This is a genomic window from Vibrio rhizosphaerae, from assembly GCF_024347095.1.
Classification (GTDB): Bacteria; Pseudomonadota; Gammaproteobacteria; order Enterobacterales; family Vibrionaceae; genus Vibrio; species Vibrio rhizosphaerae.
In genome coordinates this window covers 2,986,167-3,009,373 of the sequence record NZ_AP024903.1, presented here as the reverse complement: position 1 = coordinate 3,009,373, position 23,207 = coordinate 2,986,167, and the positions used below count along the sequence as shown (strand labels likewise).

Below are 23,207 nucleotides of genomic sequence, written 5' to 3'. Positions count from 1 at the left end.
TAGAGCCATGCTGCCTTGATACTACATGGCTCAACAGTCAATCACGAAAAAATGAATCACTAAAAAACGAACAACTGGGAAACAAATTATGGAACAAACTTGGCGTTGGTACGGCCCAAGCGATCCTGTGTCTTTAGATGATATTAAACAAGCAGGCGCCACGGGAATTGTAACCGCATTGCATCATATTCCGAATGGTGAAGTCTGGTGTAAAGAGGAGATCCTCAAGCGCAAAGCGCTGTTGGAACAGAAAGGGTTTAACTGGTCTGTTGTTGAAAGTGTCCCGGTCCATGAAGAGATCAAGACGCGTACCGGTCGCTATGAACAGTGGATTGAAAATTACAAACAGTCACTGATTAACCTTGCTGAATGCGGCATCGATACGGTGTGCTATAACTTTATGCCGGTTCTTGACTGGACACGTACCGATCTGGAGTATCAGTTACCTGACGGGTCGAAAGCACTGCGTTTTGATCAGATTGAATTTGCAGCATTTGAACTGTTCATTCTTAAACGTCCGGGGGCAGAGGCTGATTACACCGCTGCGGAGCAAGTTGAGGCAAAAGCCCGTTTCGAACAGATGTCTCAGGCACAAATTGAGAAATTAACCGCGAATATTATCGCCGGTTTACCCGGTGCTGAAGAAGGATATACGTTAGAAGAGTTTCAGGCGCGTCTTGACACCTATCAAGGCATTGACAGAGAAAAACTGCGTGAACACATGGTGTTATTCCTTCAGGCATTGATACCAACTTGTGAGCAGTATGGTCTGAAGCTTGCTGTCCATCCCGATGATCCGCCGCGTCCGATCCTTGGTTTACCCCGGATTGTGTCCACCATTGAAGATATTGAAGCGCTGACGACGGCGGTGCCAAGCCCGATGAATGGAATCACCATGTGTACCGGCTCTTATGGGGTTCGCGGAGACAATGATCTGGTACGGATGATCGAAACCTATGGTGACCGGATTTATTTCACTCACTTACGCTCAACCTTACGTGAGGAGGGCAATCCGATGAGTTTCCATGAAGCCGCACATTTAGATGGTGATGTGGACATGTACAACGTGATTAATGCGCTGCTGAAAGAAGAATACCGACGCGAAATGCAAGGGGACGAGCGCCGTATTCCGATGCGCCCTGACCATGGCCATCAGATGATTGATGATTTGAAAAAGCAAACTAATCCGGGCTATTCCTGTATCGGTCGTTTGAAAGGACTGGCCGAGATTCGCGGGGTTGAACTTGCTTTGAAACGTGCATTTTATACCCGTAAATAAATGATTGCTCGGTACCTGATGACGTTCTTTGCCGTTGATTCATTTAGCCGCTGCTGAGCGGCTTTTTTTATGGACCGGGATTTGATTCTTTCAAAATCGTCGTGACTCTGGGACAATGTAAAAATTGATCCAGAACAAATTGTGGCACATGAAATACTCATTAGCAGGTTACTGGCAGCTGTCTCCGCTGACTGATCTCACCGTTCCCCAGGACGATATCTGTTTTCCCGCACCGCTGAGTGATGTTCTTCCGGTGACGCTGTCTGAAACGGAGATTGCAGCACAAGAATGGCACCTCATGCATGACATTGAAGTCGATGATGATCTATTGAGTTATGCCGGTATTGATTTAGTTCTGGAGGGCATTGATCACCATGCTGAAGTTCGCCTCAACGGGGTTGCACTGTTTGACTGTGATGGATTGTCATCTGTTTATCGCAAAGATATCAAATCATTACTTCAACCCGGTCGGAACCGGTTTGAGATTTTATTCCTCGAACCGGATGATGATCTTTTACTTGATGATGATGTACCACATCCGCTCTGTTTTCTGGGAAAAGAGCCCGTTCGTCATTATGACTCACGCGTCGGTATCTGGCGGGAACCCTATTTACAGTGCATCCGCCACGTCAGATTGACCCATTTGACAACGGAACAGGTCTGGCATCACGGTGGTGGCTGTGAACTGTTGGTGCATATCTATTTTGAAATGTTAAAACCCGGGCTGGTGTCAGCCGTGATTAAATTTGACGGGATGAGTTATCAGATTCCGATTGATATGCGAAGTCATCTGGCCAGTGCTGTTTTTCAGGTTGAGGCACCACGTTATTTTAATCCCGAACATCCGGATCCACAGGATTTATATCGATTAACCGTTCAACTGGACGGGCAGGAAGAAAGCTGCCAAATCGGTTTAAGTGAAGGGATCTGTGTGACTCACTTTCCACTGTAACGGTCACATCACTGTTCAACCCATCAGCCATTGAAAAAGGTGCCGGTTCTGAATCGGCACCTTTGGTGTATTCTTTTGTTTAATGATGTTGAGATTAGTACTCTTGAGGTTTGACAACCAAGACGTGAATGGGAGAGTTCTGTACCACTTTACTGGCGACTGAGCCCAAGACCACCTTATCAATTCTGGAGCGTTTGTGGCTTGGCATGATAATCAGATCACTGCCCAGTTTTTCGGCATAATCCAAAATCGTGCTGTACGGTTTGCCTTCAGCGATATGGAGGTGGTAGACCACTTCTTCATCAATATGCGCTTCCGCAAAAGCTTTGAGCTGTGCTCTGACGTCCGCTTTCATCTTGGCTGCTGCATCTTTAGGGAAATAGGTTGAAACCATTGACATGTGAATGCCGGGCAGCACATTGAGCAAATGGATTTCCGCATTGGAATGCTTGGCATGCCAGACCGCGATTTCTACCGCTTTATCGGCAAAGCCTTGTTCATTTAAATCAACAGGTACAAGAATATGTTTGTACATGGGTATATCACCTCTCTAGCCAGAATCGGGGCCATTATATGCCTGACCGGTGTCAGGCATATTGATTTGGCATCTATTTTGATGATCTGATCCGACGTTTTTGATTCCAGATCAATAATAATGTGAGCAAGAGTGCCGGAATGAATACCCATTCTTTCATCGGACGTTCAGATTCGACAATGATTGAGTCAATCTTCCAGTCAAAATCAATCCCGGACGCTTCTGCCGGACTCCCGAACTCAACCATATCGACGTTCATTTCTTTTCCTTTCTCGGTCAACATCAAGCCCATCGAGCTGACCCGTTCTTCGGCTGTTTTGGCGCGCTCATCGAATGGCAGCCGCACTGTTTTAGTGACATGTTCGCCATTCATTTTGTCGCCTGAGACAACCAACTCCAGTGCTTCACCGGGATGGAGTTTGTCCGTGATCTGATAAATATCAGTGCCCGGATACATTTCATGTTCAGGATAGATCATGTCCCACCAAAATCCCGGCCGGAAGAACGAGAATGTCAGGACGAGCAGTAACACGGTTTCCCACCATTTATTTTTGGTAAACCACCAGCCCTGCGTTGCTGCAGAGAATAGCAGCATGGCGGTAATCGCTGAGAAAATGGTTAGCATTAAATGCCACCAAGTATCAATCCCAATCAATAGCAGTTGGGTATTGAAGACGAACATGAACGGTAAGATGGCCGTCCGGATATCATAGGTAAAGCCCTGAATACCGGTACGGATCGGGTCGGATTTGGCAATGGCAGCGGCAGCGAAAGCGGCTAGCCCCACCGGCGGCGTATCATCCGCCAGAATCCCGAAATAGAACACAAACAGGTGAACTGCGATCAAAGGAATGATCAAACCGTGTTGTGCCCCGAGCGTTACAATGACTGGCGCCATCAGCGTTGAGACCACAATATAGTTTGCCGTGGTCGGTAGCCCCATTCCCAGCACCAGACTGATCACCGCCGTGAAGATCAACATCATGATCACGCTGCCACCGGAAATGAACTCAACAAAGTCAGTCATGACCAGTCCGATCCCGGTTAAAGTGACCACGCCAACGACCGTTCCCGCCGCCGCTGTTGCGACGCCAATACCAATCATATTGCGCGCACCGCTGGCCAGACTTTCAAAGAAATCATCCAAACCGGCTTTGGCTTGTGTGGCGATATCATCGGTTTTGTTCATGAAGGCCATTAAAGGACGCTGGGTCAGCAAAATGAAGATCATAAACACGGTAGCCCAGAAAGCCGATAGTCCCGGAGAGAAGCGTTCAACGGTCAAACACCACACCAAAACCACAATCGGCAGCAGGAAGTGCAGACCTGATTTGAGGGTCGGGCCGGGTTCGGGGACTTCGTTGAGTTCTTCATTGATATCAACAGTCTGATCCATATGGCGAGACGATATTTTGACCAAACCAATATAGGCGGCAAGTAGCGCGAGGGTCACGATCGGTGTTGCCGCTGAGCCAAAGGCATCTTTAGTCCAGCCGACGCCGTAATAGACAATGGCGCTGATGGCACCGAGTGCCAGAATGGTGCCGGTAAAAGACAGCACACTCTGCAGCAGGGTGACGGTTTTACGCCGCGGTAGTCCTTCCATACCAGCTTTACAGGCTTCGAGATGGACAATATAAATCAGGGCGATATAAGAGATGATCGCTGGCAGCGCCGCGGCTTTGATCACTTCCACATAAGAAATGCCGACATACTCGACCATCAGGAAAGCGGCTGCACCCATGATCGGTGGTGTCAGCTGACCATTGGTTGACGCGGCGACTTCGACAGCGCCGGCTTTGGTGCCCGGAAAGCCAACGCGTTTCATCAACGGAATGGTAAATGTTCCGGTGGTGACGACATTGGCAATCGAAGAGCCGGAAACCAGTCCGGATAATCCGGAAGCAACAACTGCGGCTTTAGCCGGCCCGCCCCGCATGTGTCCCAGCAACGAGAATGCGACTTTGATGAAGTAGGCACCGGCACCAGCTCTTTCGAGCATCGCACCGAACAACACAAACAGAAATACAAATGAAGTGGAAACGCCTAAAGCAACGCCGAAGACCCCTTCGGTGGTAAGCCAGAGGTGAGACATTGCTTTATTTAAACTTGCGCCTTTGTGTGCAATGACATCCGGCATATAGGGGCCGGCGAAGGTATATGCGAGAAATACCATTGCCACCATCATGAGTGGTGGCCCTAAAGCCCGGCGTGTGGCTTCAAGAAGCAGCACCATACCGATGACTGAGACAACCACGTCAACGGTTGTCGGTGCCCCGGAACGTCCGGCCAGTGCTTCATAGAAAAGGTAAATATAAGCGGCGGAGAAGCTTCCCAGCAATGCCAGGATCCAGTCAATCAGGGGAATATGATCCCGGGATGAATTCTTCATAGCCGGATAGGCGGTGAATGCAAGGAAGATTGCAAACATCAGATGAATTGAACGCGCCTGTGTGTCGTTGAGAACGCCAAAATCAAAAATGAATGGCAGCGGGGATGCATACCAAAGCTGGAAGAGGGACCAACAGACCGGAACAACCCAGAGAATCCGGCCTGCAAGGCCCTTGGGATTGCGAGCACCTGTATCTGCCTGTGCCACCATGTCCTGCACATTTGCCTGCGTCATGTACGTTATCCTTATTATTGATGGTCTAATTGATGAAGTTACACCATGACTTTCACACTTGCGGAAAGTCAGAAAAAAGATATTGCGAAATTAAAATAAGTGATTGATGCAATACCAAAATACAAAATGAGGAGGCGTTTGGCCTCCTCATCATTTATCAGCGTGTTAGCTTGAGGAGTTTTTTATTTGATTAAGCCAACTTCTTTATAATATTTGACTGCACCCGGATGGAGCGGAATCGAAATCCCGGCTTTGACCATGTCTTCTTTTTTCAGGTGAGCAAATGCCGGATGAAGTCTTTTGAATGTGTCAAAGTTTTCAAATACAGCTTTGGCAACGTTATAAGCAACTTTATCGGGGACATCCGCACTGGTAACCAGTGTTGCCGCGACACCGAAGCTTTTTACGTCCTGATCGGTTCCCCGATACATCCCGGCGGGGACATCGGTATAAGTATAGTAAGGGTTTTCTGCTACGATCTTATCAATTTCCGGACCGGTTACAGGGACAAGTTTCGCATCACACGATGTGGTTGCTTCTTTAATCGAACCATTCGGGTGACCGACAACGTAGATAAACGCATCAATTTTATTATCACACAGCGCTTGAGAACGCTCTGAACCTTTCAACTCAGACGTGAGTTTAAAGCTATCTGTTGTCCAGCCCATTTTATCCATGATCACTTGCATCGTGGCACGATCACCGGAACCGGGGTTACCGATGTTGACACGTTTGCCTTTTAAATCTTTGATATTATTGATGTGGGCGTCGCTACGGGCAATGACGTTAAATGGTTCTGTATGAAGAGAGAACATTGCGCGTAGTTTCTTGTAAGGACCTTGTTCGGCAAATTTACTGGTTCCGTTGTAGCCGTGATACTGCCAATCAGACTGCACGATACCAAAATCAAGTTCGCCGGAACGAATTGTATTGACGTTATAAATGGAGCCACCCGTTGATTCAACGGAGCAACGAATATCGTGTTCCTTGCGATCTTTATTCACGAGTTTACAGATGGCACCACCTGTTGGGTAATATACACCGGTGACCGATCCTGTTCCTATCGTAATGAATTCTTGCGCCTGGACGACTGTGCTGGCACCGATAGCAGCAGCTGCAATCGCGCTAAGTTTCATAATTTTATTCAATACCATGAATATTCCTTCCTTTTTGCTTGTTGTCTCTCAGTGAATATAGACTGAAGAGGGTTCCTATTGAAGAAACAGCAACTTTTCAATGCCTCGAAAAGTGGGCCGATAATATCAAAAAATTGGCACAGAATTGCAATATTGTTAATGAAAATTATACATATGATAAAAATATCAGAGAAATGTTTGGTAAGCAGTGAAAGAATTGGTCTGTTGAATCAATAGGTTAAATATGAGAAAAATCAAACACTAGAGATGTCAAAGGTGTGATGTTAATCACAATTCAGGCTTCTGCAAACCGGATATTGTTCTTTTTATCACTAGTGTTTTATGCTGCAAAAATTATCCGAAATACTCAAAAAGTTCGCACACAGAATGGTGTAACTCTTCAACAGAAATTTGACGGGTCGGGGTAATAAAAATGGTATCGTCTCCGGCGACAACGCCAAGAATGCCTTCAGATTTACCGAGTGAATCCAATAAGCGGGCAATCAGTTGTGCGGCACCGGGACCTGTATGAATAACGACTAAGGCCGGATTATAATCGATATCCAGCACAAGTTCGCGCAAAGAACTCGAGACGGTGGGAACGCCCAATTCAGCCGGCAGACAGTACACCATTTCCATTTTGGCGTTGCGAGTCCGGACTGCGCCGAATTTTGTTAACATCCGAGAGACTTTGGATTGGTTGATGTTCTCAAATCCTTCACTGCGTAGCGCTTCGACAATATCACTTTGAGAGCCAAAACGTTCTTCTTTCAGTAACGCTTTAAATGAGCGAACTAACAGATCTTGTTTATCTACGTTTTTCATAATTTACTTAGCAAAGGCCTTGTGCCAATGAGTGGCATGGACCCCATGGTTATCAAAATTTACTACACAAGGTGACGTATCCCTCATGTATCCTTTGAATATTTTCGCATAGTTATGCACAATGCTCCAACTGATTTAAAAGTCTGTGTCAAGAATCAGTTGTAAGTGATTTGGTATAAATGGATATATAAAGCATAACGTATTGTATAAACGATAAGAAAATTGTGGGTAACGCTTGCTCAGGCGAATGCTCCATACTGGTTCTTGCGTCACTTCGCAAAGCTAGCGCGAGTCAATTGTAATCAAGTTGTAATTGCTATAGCTTTTCCAGTTGCATAATTACCCTACAAAAGAAATATCGAAAGAACGCTCAAGGAGAATTACAAATGAAAGTCGCTGTTATTGGTGCCGCTGGTGGTATCGGTCAGGCCCTTGCTCTGTTATTGAAGAATCATCTACCTGCTGGTTCTGATCTTGCCCTTTACGATATCGCACCGGTGACACCCGGTGTGGCAAAAGATCTCAGTCACATTCCTACGCCTGTTTCAATCAATGGCTACTCAGGAGAAGATCCTACACCAGCGCTTGAAGGTGCGGATGTAGTGCTGATTTCTGCTGGGGTCGCTCGTAAACCGGGGATGGATCGCTCGGATCTGTTTAATGTGAATGCCGGGATCGTCAAATCGCTGGCTGAAAAAATTGCAGTTGTTTGTCCTGAAGCATGTGTTGGGATCATTACCAATCCTGTCAATACAACGGTTCCGATTGCTGCTGAAGTGCTGAAAAAAGCGGGTGTTTATAATAAGCGTAAGTTGTTTGGTATCACGACGCTGGATGTGATCCGCTCAGAAACATTCGTCAGTGAATTAAAAGGAAAAAATCCACTGGATGTTAATGTCCCTGTCATTGGCGGGCATTCTGGTGTGACTATTCTGCCTTTGCTCTCTCAGGTCAAAGATGTCACTTTCTCTGATGAAGAAGTGGCTGCTTTAACACATCGTATTCAAAACGCAGGGACGGAAGTGGTGGAAGCCAAAGCCGGTGGCGGTAGTGCAACATTATCGATGGGGCAGGCTGCTTGCCGTTTTGGTCTGTCTCTGGTGAAAGCACTTCAGGGCGAAGCGAATGTTATTGAATGCGCTTATATTGAAAGCGATGGCGGACATGCGCCTTTCTTTGCTCAACCCGTCAGATTAGGCAAAAATGGTATCGAAGAAGTACTGAGTTATGGTGAATTGAGTTCGTTTGAACAACAAGCACTGGAAGGTATGTTGGATACATTGAATGGCGACATTCAACTGGGTGTTGATTTCGCGTCATAATGATCATCATCCGAGATATCGGTCTGAATAAAAAAGCTGGCTTCGCCAGCTTTTTTTACAATCGTTGAACGTTCTATTTGGTTCGGTGAACGGCGAGGTTCGCCAGTGAAATCAACGCTTCTTTGTATTCACTGTCAGGAATGATACTCAGTGCCTGAATCGCTTTGTCAGCCTCTTCCTGAGCTTTCTGCTGGGTGTAAGTGAGAGAGCCGGTTTGTTCCAGAATCTCAAGGATTGCTTCAAGGTGATCCAGACCATTTGATTTTTCGATTGCATCCCGGATCATCTGAACTTGCTCGGGATTTCCGGTACGCATCGCATGCAGCAATGGGATCGTGGGTTTGCCTTCTGCAAGATCATCCCCGACATTCTTGCCCATTTCGTCACCATCTGATGTGTAATCCATCAAATCATCAATCAGTTGAAAGGCTGTCCCCAGATAGCGTCCATAATCCTGAAGTGCTTTTTCTATATCTGAGCCGGCATCGCTAAGGATCGCACCAATCTGAGTCGCTGCTTCAAACAAACGGGCGGTTTTGGAATAGATCACCTGCATATAATTGTCTTCGGTGATATCCGGATCATTGCAGTTGATCAACTGCTGAACTTCACCTTCAGCAATAACATTAACGGCATGACTCATCAGTTCTAATACCCGGAATGAGCCGAGTTGGGTCATCATTTGGAATGAACGCGTATAAATGTAGTCACCGACCAATACACTGGCAGCATTGCCAAACGTTGCGTTAGCTGTGGCCTTACCCCGTCTCATATCAGACTCATCGACCACATCGTCGTGAAGTAATGTCGCTGTGTGTATGAACTCAATAAACGCTGCCGCTTTGGTATGCGCATCACCGGTATATCCCAGAGCGCGGGCCGAGAGTACAGCCAGCAGGGGACGAAGGCGTTTACCGCCACTATTGATGAGGTAAAAGCCAAGCTGATTGATCAATGAAACATCAGAATTGAGTTGGGCAAGAATGGTCTCATTCACTTTTGCCATATCATCGGCAGTGAGTGCTTGGATAGCTTTAAAATCCATTGTAAATCCGGCTGAAGTTCAATATTTGTAAGGAAGTCATATTCTTTGAATCCGTCCATAATACACTAAAAAATAGGGATGAATACATGCTATAATGCTTGGCTCGAGAGAGTTTTGTCCGATGAGTTGTTTTTCGCCAATTTTTTAAAAATAGCGCTTGTTTTAAAAACGGCATTCGCGTAGAATCTGCGCCCTATTGATGATTAGTTTAGCGCACACCCAAAATTACTCAAATAGTAGGATGGCTGTGCGGAAAGAGCGGAGTAAAATATGTACGCTGTTTTCCAGTCTGGTGGTAAACAACACCGAGTAAGCGAAGGTCAAACACTTCGTTTAGAGAAATTAGACGTTGAAACTGGCGCAACTGTTGAATTTGATAAAGTTCTTCTGGTTGCTAACGGTGAAGAAATCACTGTTGGTGCGCCTCTTGTTGATGGCGGAAAAGTAACTGCAGAAGTTGTACAACACGGTCGTGGCGATAAAGTAAAAATCGTTAAGTTCCGTCGTCGTAAGCATTCTCGCAAGCAACAAGGTCATCGCCAGTGGTTCACAGAAGTGAAAATCACTGCTATCAACGCTTAAGTAGGAGAGTTTAACAATGGCACACAAAAAAGCTGGTGGTTCTACTCGTAACGGCCGCGATTCAGAAAGTAAACGTCTTGGTGTAAAACGTTTTGGTGGTGAATCTGTATTGGCAGGTAACATCATCGTTCGCCAACGTGGAACAAAATTCCATGCTGGAACTAACGTAGGTATCGGTAAAGACCATACGCTTTTCGCTTTATCTGACGGTAAAGTGAAATTTGAAGTAAAAGGTTCTAAAAACCGTAAGTTCGTTAGTATCGAAGCTGAATAATTTTAGTTTCCTGATGAATTTAAAAGCCCTGCCATTTGGTGGGGTTTTTTGTTTATTTAGAGTCTGTATGGATCCAAGGCGATCCGCTTAAAGAATGTTATAAATGATTTGCTTGGAGTTCTGCTAAAGTTTATAGCAATGGTATCCGGGTAATATTGCAACGCAAATCATGCGGAGTGAAAAATGAAATTCGTTGATGAAGCTGTCGTAAAGGTTCAGGCGGGTGATGGTGGCAATGGCATTGTCAGCTTCTGGCGTGAGAAATTCGTCACGAAAGGTGGCCCTGATGGTGGCGACGGCGGTGATGGTGGGGATATTTATATCCTTGCTGATGAGAACTTAAATACACTGATTGATTACCGCTTTCAGCGCTTCTATGACGCCGAACGTGGTGAAAATGGACGTGGCGGAAACTGTACGGGGAAACGTGGTAAAGACAAAGTGCTTCGTGTACCTGTCGGGACTCGTGCTGTCGATATCCATACCAATGAAGTGATTGGTGAAGTCGCTGAGCATGGTAAAAAGCTGATGGTTGCCAAAGGTGGCTGGCACGGCTTAGGGAATACCCGTTTCAAGTCTTCAGTCAATCGTGCCCCGAGACAGAAAACCATGGGAACGAAAGGTGAAGTACGGGAGATTCGTTTAGAGCTGCTCCTGCTGGCTGACGTTGGCATGCTGGGTTTACCCAATGCCGGTAAATCGACGTTCATTCGTGCCGTCTCGGCTGCGAAACCGAAGGTGGCAGATTATCCGTTTACGACTCTGATTCCTAGTCTTGGGGTCGTGAGTGTTGTCCCTGAAAAGAGTTTTGTTGTTGCCGATATTCCGGGGCTGATCGAAGGCGCTGCGGATGGTGCCGGGCTGGGGATTCGATTCCTGAAACATCTCGAGCGCTGTCGGGTATTGCTGCATATGATCGATTTGTTGCCGGTTGATCAAAGTGATCCGGCTGAAAACGCCAGAATCATTGTTGATGAATTGAGCCAATACAATGACAAGTTGTCACAAAAGCCGCGTTGGTTGGTATTTAACAAAGTTGATCTACTCCCTGAAGATGAAGCTGATCAGATTATTCAGTCTGTACTGGATGAGCTGGAATGGGAAGATGAATATTTTCGGATCTCTGCCATTAATAAGCAGGGGACGCGTGAACTCTGTATGAAGCTGGCTGACTTTATGGAATCTTTGCCAAAAGAAACGTCAGAACGCACTGAAGAAGAAAAAGTCGAATTTATGTGGGATGACTACCACCAGTCGGCGATGAATAGTTCAGATGTGATTACAGAAGAATGGGACGATGAAGATTGGGATGACGATGACGATGACGACGGTCATGTGATCTACGTTCGGGACTAATCAATGCATTTAATTTTTTAAACCGCGATTTTTATTGCGGTTTTTTTTGTCTAAATCATTTTTCAATATACAATTTTCGGGCAAACTCTGAGTTTTGTATGCGATTGACGAATGGATTAGATTAGGAATGGAATCATGACATCGAAACAGAGAGCCGTCTCTCGCTTGATTGCTCAGGCGGGACAGATGCTGTTAGCTCATGGTGCAGAGAGCACTTTAGTTGCGGATATCATGAGACGAATGGGGATAGCCAGTCACATGGATGAAGTCGAAGTTGCTCTGACGGCGAATTCACTGGTGGTAACCACCGTTTATCACGCGCACTGTATTACGACGGCACGTCGCTGTCAGGATCGAGGGATCAACATGAAGGTTGTGACTGATATTCAACGTATTTGTATCATGATGGAAAAAGGTATTGTTGATTATCAGCTTGCGCAACAAAAACTAAATCGGATCACGCCACAGCGGTATAATCGTTGGTTGGTGCTTGTGATGATTGGATTCTCTTGTGCGGCATTTAGTCGTCTCGCAGGTGGAGACTGGACCATCTTTGCTGCCACTTTCGTTGCTTCTTCTGTTGGTATGTTTGTGAGACAGGAAATTGCGCATCGACATTTCAACCCGCTGCTTAATTTTGCCGCCACGGCATTTGTCACTTCTTTAATTTCAGCACAAGCCGTTAGTTATCAATGGGGTAATAACCCGACGTTAGTGATGGCTTGTTCGGTGTTAATGCTTGTTCCGGGGTTCCCGCTGATTAATTCAGTGGCTGATATGTTGAAGGGGTATGCTAACACGGGGATCGCCCGCTTCATGATTGCATCGCTCCTGACCCTTTCAACTTGTTTAGGGATCATTGCGGCAATGTTTGTGACCGGTGTTTCGGGGTGGTAATGATGAATATAGAAATGATCATGACGTTATTACTGGGATTGTTGAATGACATGTTTTTTGCGTCAATTCCCGCGGTTGGTTTTGCATTGGTCTTTAACGTACCAGCACCGGCATTGAAGTATTGTGCGTTGGGGGGAGCCATTGGCCACGGCTGCCGTTTTCTGTTAATGAAATATGGCATGCCGATAGAGTGGGGAACTTTTTTTGCTGCAACGCTGGTTGGGATGATCGGTGTTCACTGGTCCCATCGATTTTTGGCTCATCCTAAAGTCTTTACCGTTGCTGCATTAATTCCGATGGTTCCCGGTGTCTTTACTTATCGCGCCATGATTGCCATGGTTGAAATTAATCATCTCGGTTTTACACCGGATTTATTTTCAGTGTTGATGGAAAATTTTCTGAAGGCGATGTTTATTATTGCTGGCTTAGCGGTTGGTTTGGCGGTGCCCGGGTTATTATTTTATCGGAGAAAGCCCGTTGTTTAGATTGCTTGAAATACGAATCCCGATAGAATAACAGCTGATTTTTTGAAGTGATGGCAGTATTTCTATGATTATCAGTATGATTGCAGCGATGGCAAATAACCGAGTGATTGGTAAAGAAAATCAGATGCCTTGGCATTTGCCTGCAGATTTTGCCTGGTTTAAACGTTGCACATTGGGTAAACCCATTATCATGGGTAGAAAAACTTTTGAATCGATTGGTAAGGCGCTTCCCGGACGACAAAATATCGTCATCACCCGTAATCCTCAGTTTGGGGCGGCTGGGGTTGATGTAGCGGACTCCCTTGAGAATGCCTTGGCGCTTGCGGCTCAGGCTGATGAAGTCATGATCATTGGCGGGGGAAGTATTTACCAGTCGAGTTTACCAATGGCTTCACGATTGTATCTCACTTATATTCAGGCTGAAATTGACGGGGATACTTGCTTCCCTGAAATCGGGCCTGAATGGCATGAGGCTTATCGGGAAGCGTACCATCAAGATGAAAAAAATGCCTATGACATGTCATTCGTGATACTGGAGCAAAAGCAAGGCTAAGCGGGTTTCAGAGGCTGTTTCCGGCGGGTTAGGTTAGCCTACCTGAGTTTCAGTCATTGCAGGTTGACTAAAAAGCTGCTGATCCTCCCAGCGGATCATCGTTAACGCGCCGCCCCAGACACAGCCTGTATCCAGTCCAATAACATCTTTTCTGACACAGCCTTCTAACGCCGCCCAGTGACCAAAAATAATACGTTTCTCGATAGGGATCGCTCTTGGCAGATCAAACCAGGGGCGTAGTTGTTTGGGATCGACTTCTGACGGCGGTAACTTACACGCCATATCCAGCGCACCATCAGGCGTGCAGAAACGCATTCGGGTAAATGCGTTGATAATATAGCGATAGCGCTCGAGACCGGATAATGAATCATGCCACTGATCGGGCATGTTCGAATACATATGTTCGATAATCCATGGCCACTGTTCACTTTGGAGCAGTGATTCTACTTCCCGGGCTGCCTGACGTGCGGTTGGCAGATCCCATTGCGGAGAAATACCGGCGTGACAGACAACAAATTCGTCATGCTCTTGTAAGAGGGGTTGGCACCTGAGCCATCCAAGCAGCTCGTCTCTGTCTGGTGCCTGAAAAATAGCCTCGGTGCGATCTTTCTTTTTGAGAGGATGAATACCCAGAGCAATCGACAAGAGATGGAGATCATGATTGCCTAAGACGGTCTTGGCGGATGTCCCCAGTGCTTTAATATAGCGTAGTGTTTCCAGTGATTTCGGCCCTCTGGCGACCAGATCTCCGGCAACCCACAATTGATCATGCCGGGGGTTGAAATCCACTTGGGAAAGCAGTTGTTCGAGTTCGTCCAGACAGCCTTGCAGATCGCCAACAATATAATTTGCCAATTCAATCGCCCTCTTGGTTTAAAACAATGCGTTTTAAATGCTTAGTTGAGAATATGTGGTACGTGGAGACGGAACGGATCAATTTCAGCAGTAAACTCTTTTCCCTCACTATCATGCATGATGTACTGTCCTTGCATGACGCCAACCGGGGTTTCGAGGGCTGTACCACTGGTATAGGTATATTCGTCATTGGAAGCGATAAACGGTTGTTCACCGACGACGCCATCTCCTTCTACGGACATCTGTTTCCCATTGGCATCCGTAATGAGCCATCTGCGGCCGATCAGTTGTACGGTCTCCTGACTGAGATTCTTCACCGTAATCACATACGCAAAAATATATCGGTCTTGTTCCGGGAGTGATTGTTCAGGGATATATTTGGTATGAACTTGCACTTTAATGCATGGCTTGGATATATCCATATAACCTCCTTACTTGGCCGTGCCGCGGATGGTACCGCGGCAATCATGCAGCTAGCTATTGCTGTTGCTGTCCAGCCAGTTTGCCATCGCGACAAATTGACTGAGGGATAGATTTTCCGGACGGCTAGCCGGATTGATACCTAGCTCTTCTAAGACAGAAACGTCGAGCAGTGACTTGTAACAGTTACGCACTGTTTTACGCCGCTGATTAAACCCTTCCCGGCAGACACGGTCGAGCCATTTGAGATTGGTTGCAGGATAAGGTAGTTCCTGATGTGGGACAAGTCGGACGACCGCTGAATCCACTTTCGGTGGCGGAACAAACGACTCTGGTGGCACTTCCAGAACCGGTATGACCTTACAGTAATACTGAGTCATCACTGTCAGGCGTCCGTAGGCTTTTGTTCCGGGCCCTGCTGCAAGTCGGTTGACCACTTCCTTTTGTAGCATGAAGTGCATATCCTGAATTTGATTTTGAAATTCAAACAGGTGAAACATCAACGGCGTTGAGATGTTGTATGGTAAGTTACCAAACACGCGCAATTTGTTTTGAGATTGCACTAATTGGCTAAAATCAAACCGCAGTGCATCTGCTTCGTAGATTGATAGTTTGTCTTTTAAGTCAGGATGATTTTTCAGCCGTTCGGCTAAGTCACGATCCAGTTCGACGACGGTGAGTTTATCGACTTCTTTTCCGACGGGTTCTGTCAATGCTCCCAGACCGGGGCCAATTTCAACCAGATTTTGTCCGGGCTTCGGGTTGATCGCCGCCACAATTCCATCAATGATATAAGGATCATTGAGGAAGTTTTGACCGAAGCGTTTTCGGGCTTTGTGCCCTAAGTGGACATCATTTTTTATCATCATTAATTACTTTGTTCTTTTATTTACTAATTCGATAGCTTGTTGTAAAGCCGTTTTCAAACTGCCGGTATCGGCGGTTCCTGTCCCTGCAAGATCCAAGGCGGTACCATGATCGACCGAAGTACGGATAAAAGGCAGCCCCAGCGTGATATTAACCGAGCGGCTGAACCCTTTATATTTTAGTACAGGAAGCACCTGATCATGATACATACCTAAAATTGTATCAGCTTGCTCGAGGTACTTGTCATGAAATATTGTATCCGCTGGCAAAGGGCCGGTGAGGCGCATATTCTCTTCATCTCTCAACTGGTTGAGCGTCGGAGTGATCGTGTCAATCTCTTCAGTGCCTAAGCATCCGTCTTCACCGGCATGCGGGTTCAGTCCACACACGTAAATATGCGGGTCGTCAATTGCAAACTTCTCTTTCAGATCGTGATGGAGAATCCGGATAATGCTTTGAAGACGTTCGGTCGTAACGGCTTTGGAAACATAAGCGAGTGGAATGTGAGTTGTCACCAAAGCAACCCGAAGGCCTTCGGTCGCAAGCATCATCACCACCAATGGTGTATTTGATTTTTCGGCAAAAAATTCGGTATGTCCGCTGAAGGCAACCCCGGAACGATTGATGATCCCTTTGTGCACCGGGCCGGTTACGACTGCGTCGAATTCATCACTCAGGCATCCTTCGGTCGCTCGCTCCAGCGTTTGCAGAACATAGCGACTATTGGCTTCATCGAGCTGTCCTGCGACAACCGGGCTTGCCAGTGAGATATGATCTACTACCAGTGAGCCGGCTTTTTGAGCCACCGGCGGTTGGGTTGGATCATAATCATTGAGTTTAACATTGATCCCCAGTTGGGTTGCGCGCTGTTGTAACAGGGATTTATCTGCACAGACCACGATTTGGTGTGACCAGTCTTCCTGAGACAATGCCAGCACCAAATCCGGGCCAATTCCCGCCGGTTCTCCGGCGGTGACTACAATACGCTTAATCGTCATTCGCATCATCCTTGAGTCGTTCAATAAAGGCACTTGCTTTTAGCTCTTGGATCCAGGTGCTGGATTCTTCATTAAACTTGCGATTAAACAAAATTCGATATGCTTTATTTTTCTGAGCGGCATCGGTTTTATCCACTTGGCGACGCCCCATGACTTCGACAATATGCCAGCCATGCACCGTTTTAAATGGTTTGCTGATTTGGCCGACCGGTAGCGTTTCAATCTGGTGTTTAAATTCCGGAACATAAATATCCGGTGACTGATAGCCGAGTTCACCTTGCTGTGATGCTGAGCCCGGATCTTGGCTGTATTGTTCAGCAAGTTCGCCAAACGTTGCCTCTTTGTTATGAATTTTCTGAATAAAAGAGTTCAGCTCTTTTTTCGCACCGTCATCACTTAAAATAATTGAGGTTTTGAGCAAAATGTGACGTGCATTAATCTCAGTGACAGATACAGTTTGTAACCCTTTCACATCATCAATTTTCAAAATGTGGAGCCCGACACCACTACGAAACGGCCCGATAATCGTCCCTTTATTTTGCATTTTGATCTGATCGGCGAAAATGGTCGGCATTTCTTCTTTTCTCATCCACCCCCAGTCTCCGCCTTCCAGCGCTTTCGGACCTTTTGAATAGGTGAGCGCCAATGTTCTGAAACTTTCGCCTTTAGCAAGCCGGCGGACTAATGATTTGGCCAGTGCTTCGACTTTAGATTTATCATGACCACTATCGATACGGAGTTGAATATGGCTGATTTTGTACTGAACGGAGGTATCCGTTTCTTGGTTGAGAATATCTGCCAGCGAATCTACTTCTGCCGGTAAAATGTTAATTCTACGGCGTACAAGCGCATTACGAGCTTCAGAGATAGCGATTTCATCACGAATTTTTTCTCTGAAAGTACCGTAGCTGACACCCGCCTGTTCGATTGACTTTCTCAGCTCCTGAACCGTTTGGTCATTCTGCTTGGCGATGTCTTCAATCGCCTGATTTAAACGATTGTCATCAATTTTTACCCCGATACGGTCGGCTTCCTGTTTTTGGAGCGTGTCTGAGATGAGCTTATCGATGACCTGCGCCCGGATAACATTGTCCGGCGGAAGTGATTGATGATGTTGCGCTGCATTGGCTTTAAACAGCTTCATCTCTGTATCTATATCACTGGTTAAAATCGTGCTGTCATTGACAATCACGGCCATACGATCCAGTTCGACCGGGGTTGCACTGATGTTCAGACTATAAAGGCTGATGATTGTGATTAGAAAGTATTGCCACAGTTTCATCGAAAATCCTATTCATTGGGCATATCTTATATGCCATGTATGGTTCAAAAATATAATGTTCTACAAATAATCGGTGTCAAAGCATGAATGCGTTCGGCAACGTCACTATTGATGTACGAATATTCGCATGATTTCTTGAGCGTAATTAGTTATTAAGCATAAAGGGGCGTCCATAACCAATGGCATTTGACGTTAATTCATTGTTATGCGTCATGTTTGTTCCCAGCCCAATAATGCCGATATTGATACTCATGTTATTTTCATATCTCGCTTCGGCATCAGGATATTGTTGGAATGACGGTGTCCATTTATCCAGTTCCCGGCTGTATGTGAGACCGATAAACCAACAGTCAGACAGATATGTCAGATTAGCCTGCCACTCTAAAGGATTGTCTGTGGTGAGATCATAATAGTAGAGCGCCTTGGTTTGCCATTTCGGACTGAGATTGTATTGCGCCACGACACCAAGTTGTGAAATGCCATCTTTGGTCAGAGAATTGACGTCCAGTGTGTCACCGACAGTATCCTCGATATATTCTTGGGTGACATAACGGTAGTTGGTCTGGATAAAACCTTTACCATGTCGGTACTCAAGGGTACTGTTAGACAATTGAACTCGAGATGTATCCACATCATATTGGATCCCGCCATGATAGAACCACGCGTCGTCATAGTTGAAATCCATTTCTACAGCCCAGGCTGAATAATCTGAGTTTTCCGTGGTTGAACGATTCGAGTTCTCCTTCAGACCTTTATCCAGATACAATATTTGTCCGAACGCGATATTTAAACGTTCTTTATATTGGTCGTCGAAAAAGCGAGAGGCCGCACCATAGCTAATTTGGTTTGCCGGGGCGATAAAGTCGACGCTACCATATTTACGACTGCGGAACAGACCGTAGTAGTCGGTCTGTAATAACGTTGTATCATAACGGGCGATGTCGCTCTGATCTCGCTTGGGAATATAAAGGTACTGTACCTGTGGTTCGAGCGTCTGTGTGTAGCCATCTAAAACAACGGTATCCCGCTCAAGAATCAGACCGAGGTTTGAGCGAAACTCAGGTATATCCCGGGATACATTTTTTTTATAGCCTTTGGATGGATCCACATCGTCTAAATCTTGTCGATAATAGGTTGAAAGTAATCTCGCCTCTGTTGTCCAGGTTCCCCAGGTTGCCCCGAACGGAATTTTGATGCCCGGTTCAACGTGAACGCGGGTTGCCGAAGGAGCACCATTTTCATCGGTGTCGAATCTTGACACATGACTAATCAGGTCAAAATCAAGATAACGCATTAGTTCTGGTGCATAGTAGTTAAAAGCCACCTGAGGCATTAATTTGTAAGGTTGATTCCCCGTTTTCGTCAGAATTTGGAAATCCCGGGTAAGCAGAGACAGATCCCAGTTGGTTGAACGGTAACTGACACTTGCTTCTTGGGTTAACTGACCATCCTGTCGGGTGCCAATTTCTGAGCCTAGATCTGAAAAATAATCGATATCGCTGACTTCGGCGTAATTGATTGCGAGTGCCCAGGATTGATCATAAATGCCGTTGTGAGTGAGTTGGAATCCCCAACGGTCATCTTTTTCCGGATATTTCTTATCATCCGGTAAGTATTCATAATTGATATCGCCACTTCCGAAAGCATTTAAATAGCGAAAATGACTGTTTAGTTGGGTTCCCCGGTTTTCCATGTATTTCAGATCGGTCTGCAAATCATAGTTGGGGGCTAGGTTCCAGTAAATTGGGACATTCAACTGAAATCCGTTTTTTGAACCGAAAGAAAAGGTCGGATACAGAAATCCGGTTTTCCGCGTATCCCCGATCGGTACACTCAAGAGTGGCAAATAGAGCAGGGGAACCCCCAGCACTTCCATACGGGGATTATAAAATGTTGCGGTTTCTTCATTCTGGTCAATCGAAATACTGGATGCTTTTAAACGCCAGGCATTATCTCCGTCGGGGCAGGATGTGATCGAACCATCTTCTATCTCATACATCGCCTGACCGGTTTTGGCGACATACACGGCATCCCCACGGCCTGGCTGGCAGAGAAAGTGGTAATTGGTCTTTTCCAGCGTCAGCTGATCGGTGTTGAGATTATTGGTTGCCCGTTCAGAAACAGCTTGAACTTCACCATCGTCGAACTTGACATTCCCCTGTGCAACCACAATGTTATCTTTCTGATGCAGGGTGACGGTATCAGCACTCATCCGCTTTTTACCCTGAACGACGACGACATTACCAACGTATGTTGCTTTATCACCATTAACGGCTTCGAGCTTATCCGCTTCAACATTAATGGGCTGTTCATTCTGGTTGGTTGGTTCGATGTCTCCGGCACGGCACTGACCGATAGTGACCGTATTGCTTTGCGGAGCTGTTTCTGCATAACTATATGGGATAAAAAGTGCTGCACAGATCGAAGCAGCTAGCAACGAACGAGGAAAGTCTGACATCTAGTTGTGTTATCCTGTTAAATTGAGTTTGATTCGGATGATCAGCATCAGTTGAACTAAAAATGTCTCTAATCATAATGGAAATTCAATCATACAGCACTAGTAGACTGCGCAACTCGTAAAAAATTCATTGAATGAGAGTCAATAATGCATATTTTCGGCAAAATTTTGGGTACTTTTTTCGGTTTCTTACTGGGTGGTCCAATCGGGGCCATTTTCGGGATTTTTCTTGGGCATCAATTTGATAAAGCCCGACGACAGTATCGAGGTTCACCGTTTTCTTCGGTTGGCGGCAATCATGGGGTCTCACAGGAAGAATTCTTTCGTGCGGCTTTCTCGGTCATGGGCCATGTCGCTAAAGCAAAGGGGAATGTGACCAAAGAAGAGATTCGTTTAGCATCAGTTATGATGGACAGAATGAATCTGAATGACATACAGAGACAATTAGCTCAGGAAGCATTTCGCGAAGGAAAAGAATCTGGTTTTCCGTTGGAAAATGTGCTTGAGCAAGTGATGCGCTCGACTGGTGGGCGAGGGGACCTCATTCAATTCTTTTTAGAACTGCAGATTTCCGCCGCGTTTGCCGATGGCGATCTTCACCCAAGTGAACGTGAGATTTTGCATAAAGTCGCCAGAGGACTGTCCTTCTCAGAATTACAGCTTGAACAGCGATTAAGAATGCAGGAAGCGGCTTTCCGTTTTCAGCGTCATGCACATTCCGGGCAAGACAGTTATCAGGATAACCGACAGGGTGGTGGTTTCAGCCAAGCCTATAGCTCCAGTCACCTGAGCGATGCATATCACGTGTTAGGGGTTGATGAAGGTGCCGATGTGAAAACCGTCAAAAAGGCGTACCGGAAGCTGATGAATGAACATCATCCCGATAAGTTGATGGCGAAAGGGTTGCCTCCGGAGATGATGACTATGGCGAAAGAGAAGTCTCAGGAAATTCAGCAGGCCTATGAATTAATTAAGAAAGCCAAAGGCTTTTAAGCAGATTTCATGATGGGATAAGCAAACGAAAAAGCCACAGCAAATGCTGTGGCTTTTCGGAAGTGGCTCCCCCTGCGGGACTCGAACCTGCGACATACGGATTAACAGTCCGCCGTTCTACCAACTGAACTAAGGGGGAATAGACTTTTCAGATATTGCTGTTGATACAGCTATCTTTACAAAATATGGTGCCGGCTGCCGGAGTCGAACTGGCGACCTACTGATTACAAGTCAGTTGCTCTACCTACTGAGCTAAGCCGGCGATATAAATATGGCTCCCCCTGCGGGACTCGAACCTGCGACATACGGATTAACAGTCCGCCGTTCTACCAACTGAACTAAGGGGGAATAAACCTTTAAGACATTACTGTCTGATGAAAACGATGGTGCCGACTGCCGGAATCGAACTGGCGACCTACTGATTACAAGTCAGTTGCTCTACCTACTGAGCTAAGTCGGCGCATGATCACTTTCAAATTATTTGTGGTGCCCGGAGGCGGAATCGAACCACCGACACGGGGATTTTCAATCCCCTGCTCTACCGACTGAGCTATCCGGGCAACGGGGTGTATTAAAAAGTTTTTCTCAGATAAGGTCAACAATAAAATGCAAAAAAAGTATCGTTTGTTGCTTTTATACCCAAGTCCCCCAGAAATAGAGGCTTAAAGCAAGATTTTATCAGGAGATAGCCGGATAAAAATGGAGAAAAAAGCTCTTGTTTGTCCCCCTGCAAAATCCGAATTACAAGGGCGATGAGCGTCGCTTGAAGCGGGCTAGACGTGCTTATGTCAATCGAGTCAATAAATTAATGGCGTTAATCAAATGATCCGGAAAGAGGATGGCCATTTTTTCGCGGCTGTTAACATGATAGGGACGAGAACAAAGGGCAGGTGAGGGGCCCGATCAAATCTCATGATAAGTAAAAATAGGGTCAACAAAAAAGCCACAGCAAATGCTGTGGCTTTTAAAGTGGCTCCCCCTGCGGGACTCGAACCTGCGACATACGGATTAACAGTCCGCCGTTCTACCAACTGAACTAAGGGGGAAAAGATGGTGCCTCGAGGCGGAATCGAACCACCGACACGGGGATTTTCAATCCCCTGCTCTACCGACTGAGCTATCGAGGCATGGAATAAATGGTGCCGGCTGCCGGAGTCGAACTGGCGACCTACTGATTACAAGTCAGTTGCTCTACCTACTGAGCTAAGCCGGCACGATATTTATTCTCAATGCTTTTACTTTTTATTTAATCCGGTTATGACAACACCCGACCAAATGAATCGTGGTGCCCGGAGGCGGAATCGAACCACCGACACGGGGATTTTCAATCCCCTGCTCTACCGACTGAGCTATCCGGGCAACGGAGCGCTATTAAACGGATTTACGCGTCAATCGTCAACTAGTTTTTCATTTTTCTATGAAAAAAGCGACCGTTTGCATGATTTTTGACCTTGTCGTTCACAATCC

21 protein-coding genes and 9 tRNA genes are annotated in these 23,207 nt (G+C 46.2%); 10 read left to right on the top strand and 20 right to left on the bottom strand.

The window, feature by feature from the left end; all coding sequences use genetic code 11:
* Positions 1 to 88 precede the first annotated feature (88 nt).
* Positions 89 to 1,279 carry a mannonate dehydratase gene (gene uxuA, locus OCV37_RS13155; RefSeq protein ID WP_038185687.1) on the top strand — a complete coding sequence of 397 codons (1,191 nt, stop codon included), beginning with the start codon at positions 89 to 91 and terminating at the stop codon, positions 1,277 to 1,279.
* A gap of 148 nt (positions 1,280 to 1,427) precedes the next feature.
* Positions 1,428 to 2,231, top strand: coding sequence for a glycosyl hydrolase 2 galactose-binding domain-containing protein (locus OCV37_RS13150; protein ID WP_038185683.1), 804 nt, complete (start codon positions 1,428 to 1,430; stop codon positions 2,229 to 2,231).
* A gap of 94 nt (positions 2,232 to 2,325) precedes the next feature.
* Here OCV37_RS13150 and OCV37_RS13145 read toward each other — a convergent pair whose 3' ends face one another.
* The 4 genes from OCV37_RS13145 to argR form a co-directional block, all read right to left on the bottom strand.
* On the bottom strand, positions 2,326 to 2,766 hold the full coding sequence (locus tag OCV37_RS13145; RefSeq protein ID WP_038185681.1) for a universal stress protein: 441 nt from the start codon (positions 2,764 to 2,766) through the stop codon (positions 2,326 to 2,328).
* A 73-nt stretch (positions 2,767 to 2,839) separates the two neighbouring features.
* Entirely contained in the window at positions 2,840 to 5,392 is a 2,553-nt protein-coding gene (locus tag OCV37_RS13140) for a TRAP transporter permease (RefSeq protein ID WP_038185678.1), read from the bottom strand.
* Between the two features lie 182 nt (positions 5,393 to 5,574).
* Positions 5,575 to 6,546 carry a TAXI family TRAP transporter solute-binding subunit gene (locus OCV37_RS13135; protein WP_038185675.1) on the bottom strand — a complete coding sequence of 324 codons (972 nt, stop codon included), beginning with the start codon at positions 6,544 to 6,546 and terminating at the stop codon, positions 5,575 to 5,577.
* A gap of 336 nt (positions 6,547 to 6,882) precedes the next feature.
* Positions 6,883 to 7,353 carry a transcriptional regulator ArgR gene (argR, locus tag OCV37_RS13130; protein WP_021019780.1) on the bottom strand — a complete coding sequence of 157 codons (471 nt, stop codon included), beginning with the start codon at positions 7,351 to 7,353 and terminating at the stop codon, positions 6,883 to 6,885.
* A gap of 386 nt (positions 7,354 to 7,739) precedes the next feature.
* Here argR and mdh point away from each other — a divergent pair, with 386 nt between their 5' ends.
* Positions 7,740 to 8,675: a malate dehydrogenase gene (gene mdh / locus OCV37_RS13125; RefSeq protein ID WP_038185673.1), complete on the top strand. Its 936-nt coding sequence runs from the start codon at positions 7,740 to 7,742 to the stop codon at positions 8,673 to 8,675.
* A gap of 73 nt (positions 8,676 to 8,748) precedes the next feature.
* On the opposite strand, the gene ispB is transcribed toward mdh, so the two are convergent.
* Positions 8,749 to 9,720, bottom strand: coding sequence for an octaprenyl diphosphate synthase (gene ispB / locus OCV37_RS13120; RefSeq protein ID WP_038185671.1), 972 nt, complete (start codon positions 9,718 to 9,720; stop codon positions 8,749 to 8,751).
* A 270-nt stretch (positions 9,721 to 9,990) separates the two neighbouring features.
* On the opposite strand from ispB, the gene rplU reads away from it, so the two are divergent.
* From rplU to folA, 6 genes are all read left to right on the top strand, one after another.
* Positions 9,991 to 10,302 (top strand): 50S ribosomal protein L21, encoded by a 312-nt coding sequence (gene rplU / locus OCV37_RS13115; RefSeq protein WP_021019783.1) that lies wholly within the window; start codon positions 9,991 to 9,993, stop codon positions 10,300 to 10,302.
* Between the two features lie 16 nt (positions 10,303 to 10,318).
* Positions 10,319 to 10,576 carry a 50S ribosomal protein L27 gene (gene rpmA / locus OCV37_RS13110; RefSeq protein ID WP_021019784.1) on the top strand — a complete coding sequence of 86 codons (258 nt, stop codon included), beginning with the start codon at positions 10,319 to 10,321 and terminating at the stop codon, positions 10,574 to 10,576.
* A 183-nt stretch (positions 10,577 to 10,759) separates the two neighbouring features.
* Positions 10,760 to 11,932, top strand: a complete 1,173-nt coding sequence (cgtA, locus tag OCV37_RS13105) for an Obg family GTPase CgtA (protein WP_038185668.1) — start codon at positions 10,760 to 10,762, stop codon at positions 11,930 to 11,932.
* Positions 11,933 to 12,067: 135 nt separating this feature from the next.
* Positions 12,068 to 12,829 carry a threonine/serine exporter family protein gene (locus tag OCV37_RS13100; RefSeq protein ID WP_038185665.1) on the top strand — a complete coding sequence of 254 codons (762 nt, stop codon included), beginning with the start codon at positions 12,068 to 12,070 and terminating at the stop codon, positions 12,827 to 12,829.
* Positions 12,829 to 13,314, top strand: a complete 486-nt coding sequence (locus tag OCV37_RS13095) for a threonine/serine exporter family protein (RefSeq protein ID WP_051116187.1) — start codon at positions 12,829 to 12,831, stop codon at positions 13,312 to 13,314. The genes OCV37_RS13100 and OCV37_RS13095 overlap by 1 nt, the downstream gene beginning before the upstream one ends.
* A 64-nt stretch (positions 13,315 to 13,378) precedes the next feature.
* Positions 13,379 to 13,867 carry a type 3 dihydrofolate reductase gene (gene folA / locus OCV37_RS13090; protein WP_038185663.1) on the top strand — a complete coding sequence of 163 codons (489 nt, stop codon included), beginning with the start codon at positions 13,379 to 13,381 and terminating at the stop codon, positions 13,865 to 13,867.
* A 33-nt stretch (positions 13,868 to 13,900) separates the two neighbouring features.
* Here folA and apaH read toward each other — a convergent pair whose 3' ends face one another.
* From apaH to lptD, 6 genes are all read right to left on the bottom strand, one after another.
* On the bottom strand, positions 13,901 to 14,722 hold the full coding sequence (apaH, locus tag OCV37_RS13085) for a bis(5'-nucleosyl)-tetraphosphatase (symmetrical) ApaH (RefSeq protein ID WP_038185661.1): 822 nt from the start codon (positions 14,720 to 14,722) through the stop codon (positions 13,901 to 13,903).
* 41 nt (positions 14,723 to 14,763) lie between these two features.
* Complete coding sequence (gene apaG, locus OCV37_RS13080) at positions 14,764 to 15,144, bottom strand: Co2+/Mg2+ efflux protein ApaG (protein WP_038185659.1); 381 nt, start codon at positions 15,142 to 15,144, stop codon at positions 14,764 to 14,766.
* Positions 15,145 to 15,195: 51 nt separating this feature from the next.
* Positions 15,196 to 16,011, bottom strand: coding sequence for a 16S rRNA (adenine(1518)-N(6)/adenine(1519)-N(6))-dimethyltransferase RsmA (rsmA, locus tag OCV37_RS13075; RefSeq protein ID WP_157635094.1), 816 nt, complete (start codon positions 16,009 to 16,011; stop codon positions 15,196 to 15,198).
* A gap of 3 nt (positions 16,012 to 16,014) precedes the next feature.
* Positions 16,015 to 17,016, bottom strand: coding sequence for a 4-hydroxythreonine-4-phosphate dehydrogenase PdxA (gene pdxA, locus OCV37_RS13070; protein WP_211252105.1), 1,002 nt, complete (start codon positions 17,014 to 17,016; stop codon positions 16,015 to 16,017).
* Entirely contained in the window at positions 16,997 to 18,289 is a 1,293-nt protein-coding gene (gene surA, locus OCV37_RS13065) for a peptidylprolyl isomerase SurA (protein ID WP_038185655.1), read from the bottom strand. The genes pdxA and surA overlap by 20 nt, the downstream gene beginning before the upstream one ends.
* A gap of 145 nt (positions 18,290 to 18,434) precedes the next feature.
* Positions 18,435 to 20,747 carry an LPS assembly protein LptD gene (gene lptD / locus OCV37_RS13060; protein ID WP_038185653.1) on the bottom strand — a complete coding sequence of 771 codons (2,313 nt, stop codon included), beginning with the start codon at positions 20,745 to 20,747 and terminating at the stop codon, positions 18,435 to 18,437.
* Between the two features lie 147 nt (positions 20,748 to 20,894).
* On the opposite strand from lptD, the gene djlA reads away from it, so the two are divergent.
* Positions 20,895 to 21,740, top strand: a complete 846-nt coding sequence (gene djlA, locus OCV37_RS13055) for a co-chaperone DjlA (RefSeq protein WP_038185648.1) — start codon at positions 20,895 to 20,897, stop codon at positions 21,738 to 21,740.
* A gap of 63 nt (positions 21,741 to 21,803) precedes the next feature.
* Here the strand turns inward: djlA and OCV37_RS13050 are convergent.
* The 9 genes from OCV37_RS13050 to OCV37_RS13010 all read right to left on the bottom strand — a co-directional run bounded on the left by OCV37_RS13050 (position 21,804) and on the right by OCV37_RS13010 (position 23,099).
* A tRNA-Asn gene (locus OCV37_RS13050) sits at positions 21,804 to 21,879 on the bottom strand.
* Positions 21,880 to 21,926: 47 nt separating this feature from the next.
* Positions 21,927 to 22,002, bottom strand: a tRNA-Thr gene (locus OCV37_RS13045).
* Between the two features lie 10 nt (positions 22,003 to 22,012).
* Positions 22,013 to 22,088 (bottom strand) — tRNA-Asn (locus OCV37_RS13040).
* A gap of 36 nt (positions 22,089 to 22,124) precedes the next feature.
* Positions 22,125 to 22,200, bottom strand: a tRNA-Thr gene (locus OCV37_RS13035).
* A gap of 24 nt (positions 22,201 to 22,224) precedes the next feature.
* A tRNA-Phe gene (locus OCV37_RS13030) sits at positions 22,225 to 22,300 on the bottom strand.
* Positions 22,301 to 22,710: 410 nt separating this feature from the next.
* Positions 22,711 to 22,786: transfer RNA gene (locus OCV37_RS13025), tRNA-Asn, on the bottom strand.
* A gap of 5 nt (positions 22,787 to 22,791) precedes the next feature.
* Positions 22,792 to 22,867 (bottom strand) — tRNA-Phe (locus OCV37_RS13020).
* 10 nt (positions 22,868 to 22,877) lie between these two features.
* Positions 22,878 to 22,953 (bottom strand) — tRNA-Thr (locus OCV37_RS13015).
* Between the two features lie 70 nt (positions 22,954 to 23,023).
* Positions 23,024 to 23,099, bottom strand: a tRNA-Phe gene (locus OCV37_RS13010).
* Positions 23,100 to 23,207: the final 108 nt, after the last annotated feature.

What these genes read in the sequence shown, in the direction of transcription:
- uxuA (WP_038185687.1), top strand. Translation starts at nt 89, where the DNA reads ATGGAACAAACTTGGCGTTGGTACGGCCCAAGCGATCCTGTGTCTTTA.
- OCV37_RS13150 (WP_038185683.1), top strand. Translation starts at nt 1,428, where the DNA reads ATGAAATACTCATTAGCAGGTTACTGGCAGCTGTCTCCGCTGACTGAT.
- OCV37_RS13145 (WP_038185681.1), bottom strand. Translation starts at nt 2,766, where the DNA reads ATGTACAAACATATTCTTGTACCTGTTGATTTAAATGAACAAGGCTTT.
- OCV37_RS13140 (WP_038185678.1), bottom strand. Translation starts at nt 5,392, where the DNA reads ATGACGCAGGCAAATGTGCAGGACATGGTGGCACAGGCAGATACAGGT.
- OCV37_RS13135 (WP_038185675.1), bottom strand. Translation starts at nt 6,546, where the DNA reads ATGGTATTGAATAAAATTATGAAACTTAGCGCGATTGCAGCTGCTGCT.
- argR (WP_021019780.1), bottom strand. Translation starts at nt 7,353, where the DNA reads ATGAAAAACGTAGATAAACAAGATCTGTTAGTTCGCTCATTTAAAGCG.
- mdh (WP_038185673.1), top strand. Translation starts at nt 7,740, where the DNA reads ATGAAAGTCGCTGTTATTGGTGCCGCTGGTGGTATCGGTCAGGCCCTT.
- ispB (WP_038185671.1), bottom strand. Translation starts at nt 9,720, where the DNA reads ATGGATTTTAAAGCTATCCAAGCACTCACTGCCGATGATATGGCAAAA.
- rplU (WP_021019783.1), top strand. Translation starts at nt 9,991, where the DNA reads ATGTACGCTGTTTTCCAGTCTGGTGGTAAACAACACCGAGTAAGCGAA.
- rpmA (WP_021019784.1), top strand. Translation starts at nt 10,319, where the DNA reads ATGGCACACAAAAAAGCTGGTGGTTCTACTCGTAACGGCCGCGATTCA.
- cgtA (WP_038185668.1), top strand. Translation starts at nt 10,760, where the DNA reads ATGAAATTCGTTGATGAAGCTGTCGTAAAGGTTCAGGCGGGTGATGGT.
- OCV37_RS13100 (WP_038185665.1), top strand. Translation starts at nt 12,068, where the DNA reads ATGACATCGAAACAGAGAGCCGTCTCTCGCTTGATTGCTCAGGCGGGA.
- OCV37_RS13095 (WP_051116187.1), top strand. Translation starts at nt 12,829, where the DNA reads ATGATGAATATAGAAATGATCATGACGTTATTACTGGGATTGTTGAAT.
- folA (WP_038185663.1), top strand. Translation starts at nt 13,379, where the DNA reads ATGATTATCAGTATGATTGCAGCGATGGCAAATAACCGAGTGATTGGT.
- apaG (WP_038185659.1), bottom strand. Translation starts at nt 15,144, where the DNA reads ATGGATATATCCAAGCCATGCATTAAAGTGCAAGTTCATACCAAATAT.
- rsmA (WP_157635094.1), bottom strand. Translation starts at nt 16,011, where the DNA reads ATGATGATAAAAAATGATGTCCACTTAGGGCACAAAGCCCGAAAACGC.
- pdxA (WP_211252105.1), bottom strand. Translation starts at nt 17,016, where the DNA reads ATGATGCGAATGACGATTAAGCGTATTGTAGTCACCGCCGGAGAACCG.
- surA (WP_038185655.1), bottom strand. Translation starts at nt 18,289, where the DNA reads ATGAAACTGTGGCAATACTTTCTAATCACAATCATCAGCCTTTATAGT.
- lptD (WP_038185653.1), bottom strand. Translation starts at nt 20,747, where the DNA reads ATGTCAGACTTTCCTCGTTCGTTGCTAGCTGCTTCGATCTGTGCAGCA.
- djlA (WP_038185648.1), top strand. Translation starts at nt 20,895, where the DNA reads ATGCATATTTTCGGCAAAATTTTGGGTACTTTTTTCGGTTTCTTACTG.